This is a genomic window from Acidobacteriota bacterium (genome assembly GCA_040752915.1).
In the GTDB taxonomy this organism is placed as follows: Bacteria; Acidobacteriota; UBA4820; order UBA4820; family DSQY01; genus JBFLVU01.
Genome location: JBFMHB010000027.1, coordinates 33,781 through 37,837, shown reverse-complemented (window position 1 = coordinate 37,837; position 4,057 = coordinate 33,781). Strand labels below are relative to the sequence as shown.

At 67.2% G+C, this 4,057-nt stretch carries 1 protein-coding gene; it reads left to right on the top strand.

Going from position 1 to position 4,057, the window contains the following annotated elements:
- Positions 1 to 168: 168 nt before the first annotated feature.
- A partial coding sequence (locus AB1824_06860; GenBank protein ID MEW5764681.1) for a PKD domain-containing protein occupies positions 169 to 4,057 on the top strand: 3,889 nt, incomplete at its 3' end.

The window sequence follows — 4,057 nt, the reverse complement described above, 5'->3', positions numbered from 1 at the left end:
CGGCGGACGGACTCGGAGGGCGGGAGCGACATGGACACGCAGCGGTCCCAGCGGAGAGGGAGGCGGAGCGGCCGTTGGCCCGCCCCGAGAGGTGATCCATTCGGGCTTGTTTCGACACGATACCCCATGTGGTTGAAGCGCTTTGAGTGATGGAATAGGAGGTTGAGGATGCACAAAACGTTGAGAACGCGGCTCGTGGGGATCGGCCTGGTGGTCGCCCTGCTGGCGCTCGCCGTTCCGGCTCTCGCCCAGAACACGTGGCAAAGGCAGTCCACGGTCATGGGCGTCGCCGGGGCGAACTTCCCCACGCCCCCGATGGCGATCTGGTCCAACCCGGGAGGCGTTGTGGACGTCGGCACCGCCGGAGGCGGGTACCCCGGCGGGAACCTGGGTTACCTGTACGAGTCCACCTTTACCTACGGTGTCAATTTCGATTTTCAAGTGACGCCCCCCGGTCCGGCGGCCGACGACTTTACGGCCGTCACGTGGGACGGAGGCGTCTCCTACGTCGGCAACTGGAACACGGGCCTCTGGGTGTTCAGCGGTGGCTGGACCAACGTGTCCGCCGGCGTGCCCTCGGTGAACCAGCACGTCCAGTGCATCACGTGGGATCCCAACGTGGCCACGGGCACCCTTCCCCACGACGTGTTCTTCGGCACCTGGGGCAGCGGCGCCTACATGTACGAGGGGACCACCTTCACCCAGATCTTCGATCCCCTCTTCGACCTGGTGGACGGCGCCGCCGCCACGCCGGGCATGTACTTCGTCCACGACATCGCCGTGAAGCAGGCCAACTGCCCGGCGACCCCCCGCCTGGTCTTCCTCGCCACGGACGGGGGCGGCCTCCTGCGTGGCACCCAGTCCTGCACCACGGGCGCGTGGACGTGGAGCCAGGTCTACGACACGGATCTCTTCATCTACGACGTGACCTACGACTACGCCACGGATTCGCTCTTCGCGGGCACCAAGCAGCACGGCATCGCCTTCTCCGCGGACGGCGGCGCCACGTGGTCCTCCCTGGCGACCTCTCCGGCCATCACCACGCCGGTGACGGACGTCTTCTTCTCCAGCTACCCGAACTTCGTTTTCGCCTCCACGCTGGGCCAGGGCGTCTACCGCTGGGACAGCGACGCGGGCTCCTTCTACCAGATCAACAACGGCTACGGCGCCGGCGACCTGGTGGACCTGAACGTCCACTGCCTCTACTACGAGGCGACGGACGCCTACCTCTACGCGGGCACCTCCTCCGCGTCGACCCCCACGGCGGGCAACGTGTGGAGCATCAACCTCGAGCCCTTCACGGGGACCTTCACGCCCACGACGCCCCTCGAGGTCGGTGACGCGGTGAACGACTGCGTGGCCGTGACCCTCGCCAACCAGGCCCCGGCCAACTGGACGGCCGCCATCACGGCGGGCTCCCTGCCTCCGGGCATGGCTCCCACGGTGAACAACGTCCCCTATCCCCCGGCCGCCTGCATCGCCGGCGCGCCCACCGAGGACGGCTGCTACGACGCCACCCTCACGGTGTGGGACGCCCTCATCAACCGCACGGATTTCGCCAACGCCGACTACACGGTGAATCCCGGCGTGGCCATCGACGCCCAGCCCAACCCCGCCCAGTACGGCATGCTCGTTTCCTTCACGAGCATCGTGACGGGCGACACGGGCACCGTCACCTACGCCTGGGACTTCGACGTGACCAACGTGTCCCTGCTCTGGCTCCCGGGCACCGACACGAGCACCCAGGCCAACCCGGTGGTGCTCTTCCCCGAGGCCGGCATCTACCAGGTGGACCTCACGGTGACCGATACGGGCGCCGCGGGCGGCTGCACCGTCACCACGACAAAGACCATCCTCGTGGAGGTGGTGGGTAACCTGGTGGTGGACCCCAACGCCACGATCGTGGGCTCGGGCGCCCAGTTCCAGTTCTGGGCCAACGTCTCCGGCGGCCTTTCGAACTGCGCGACGCCCAGCGGCTACACCTTCGCCTGGACCTTTGTGGACGTCCAGACGGGTGCGACGATCACCACGAGCACCCTCGAGAACCCCGTGATCACATTCCCCTACACGGGCACCTTCAAGGGCACGGTCACCGTGACGGACTGCTCGGGCCACACGGCCACGGGCTTCTGCGTTGTGAACTACAACGGCTTCATGTCGGCCACCGTCTCCTCGGTCTGCAACCCCGGCCCCGCGAACCAGCCCATCGCCTTCTACGTGTCCGCCCACAGCATCAGCCCCTCGGCCCTGCCTCCCTACACCGTGACCTTCTCCTGGGGTGACGGCACGCCCGACGTGATCGTGCCCACGATCACCGGCGCCGGCGGCTTCGAGGAGGCCTTCCAGAACCACACCTACGCCGCGGCGGGCACCTACGACGTGCTCATCTCCATCTTCGACGGCGGCTCCAACACGACCCTGGTGCCCTACACCCAGACCATCTATCCGCAGTTCACGGGCATCACGATCACGGCGAACCCCAACCCCGCCTCCGGGTGCGACCTCCACATCGGCGAGACCATCACCTTCACCGTGACGCCCACGGGCGGCATCGCGCCGTACCTCTACTCCATCGACTTCGGCGACGGCTCCACGGCCACCCTCTCTCAGAGCGGGCCGGCGACCTTCAGCCACGCCTACGCCGCGGCCGGCACCTACACGGTGCGCGCCTACGTCACCGACAGCGGCAACTGCGCGGTGACCAACTCGGCCACCTACGGTCCCTTCAACGTGGTGCCCGAGCCCACCGCCGCCGTCACCGTGAACGGCCTGAATTGCAACACGAATGGCTTCGGCGTGGAGATCCCGAACCTCGGCGTGAACCCGCTGGCCGTGGCCCTCGGCGCGACCTACACGGCCTACGCCGGCCACACCGTGAACTACACCTGGACCTACAACAACAACTGGGCCGGCGACGATCCGGACACCTTCAGCGGCTCCGTGGTCTCCCCGGCGCCCATCCCGCCCTTTATCGAGAACTTCTACCTGGGCTCCGAGTCCTACCGGACCTTCACCGCCACCTTCACGCTCACCGACACCGGCTTCTGCGTGAACGACACGGTGCTGACCCGGACCATCACCTTCACGATTTACAACCCGCTGACCGTCAGCGCCCCCTCCTGGGAGCAGGCGTGCGGCTCCATGGCCGTGACCTTCAACGCCTCGGCCAGCGTCTTCGGCGGGATCCCCGGCTACTACTACGTGTGGAACTTCGGTGACGGCACGAGCCACGGTCCCTTCACGAACCCCGGCCCCATCACCCACACCTACGCCGCCCCCGGCGAGTACGACGCCCAGCTGACCGTGACGGACAGCGCGGTGCCGAACTGCACGGGCACGGCCAACACGGCCAACGTCATCTTCCACGTGACGGTGGTTCAGCCCTTCGCCGGCACGGCCTCGGCCTCCCCGACGGTGGGCTGCTCCCCGCTGTGGGTTGACTTCACCTCCAACGTGACCGGCGGCGGCCAGCCCGGCACCAACCTCCAGCTTCGCTGGACGGCGACCGACGGCTGGGACACCGGCTGGGGCGCCTCGGCCACCCCGAGCCACATCTTCACCGCCACCAGCAGCACGGTCTACTCCTGGTACCTGTACGCCCGCTCGGGCATCTACAACCCCTACGAGTGCCTGATCGCCAGCGGCGACATCCACGTGGACGTGGCGGCCTCGAACCTCGTGATCGTGCCCACCTCGACGTCGGATTACATCCCCCTCGACGACACCTTCACGACGACCTGGAACGACGGTAGCGCGCCCATCACGCTGACCTACACCCTGACCCGCATCAAGGACAAGGACGGCAACTTCATCACCCCCGAGGTCACCACCCGGACGGTGACGAACGCCACCTCGCCCTACCAGTTCACCTTCACCTTCGAGAAGACCGGAACCTGGACGGTGGTCTGCAACCTGTCCGACGTCTGCACCGCGTCGCTGGCCAGCAACACCGTGACGGTCCAGGTCCTCGACACGCCGGCCCTCACCGTGACGACCCAGACCCTCATCAACGGCGTCATCGGCACCTCGGGCCTCGCCCCCCTCACCGTGAACTTCT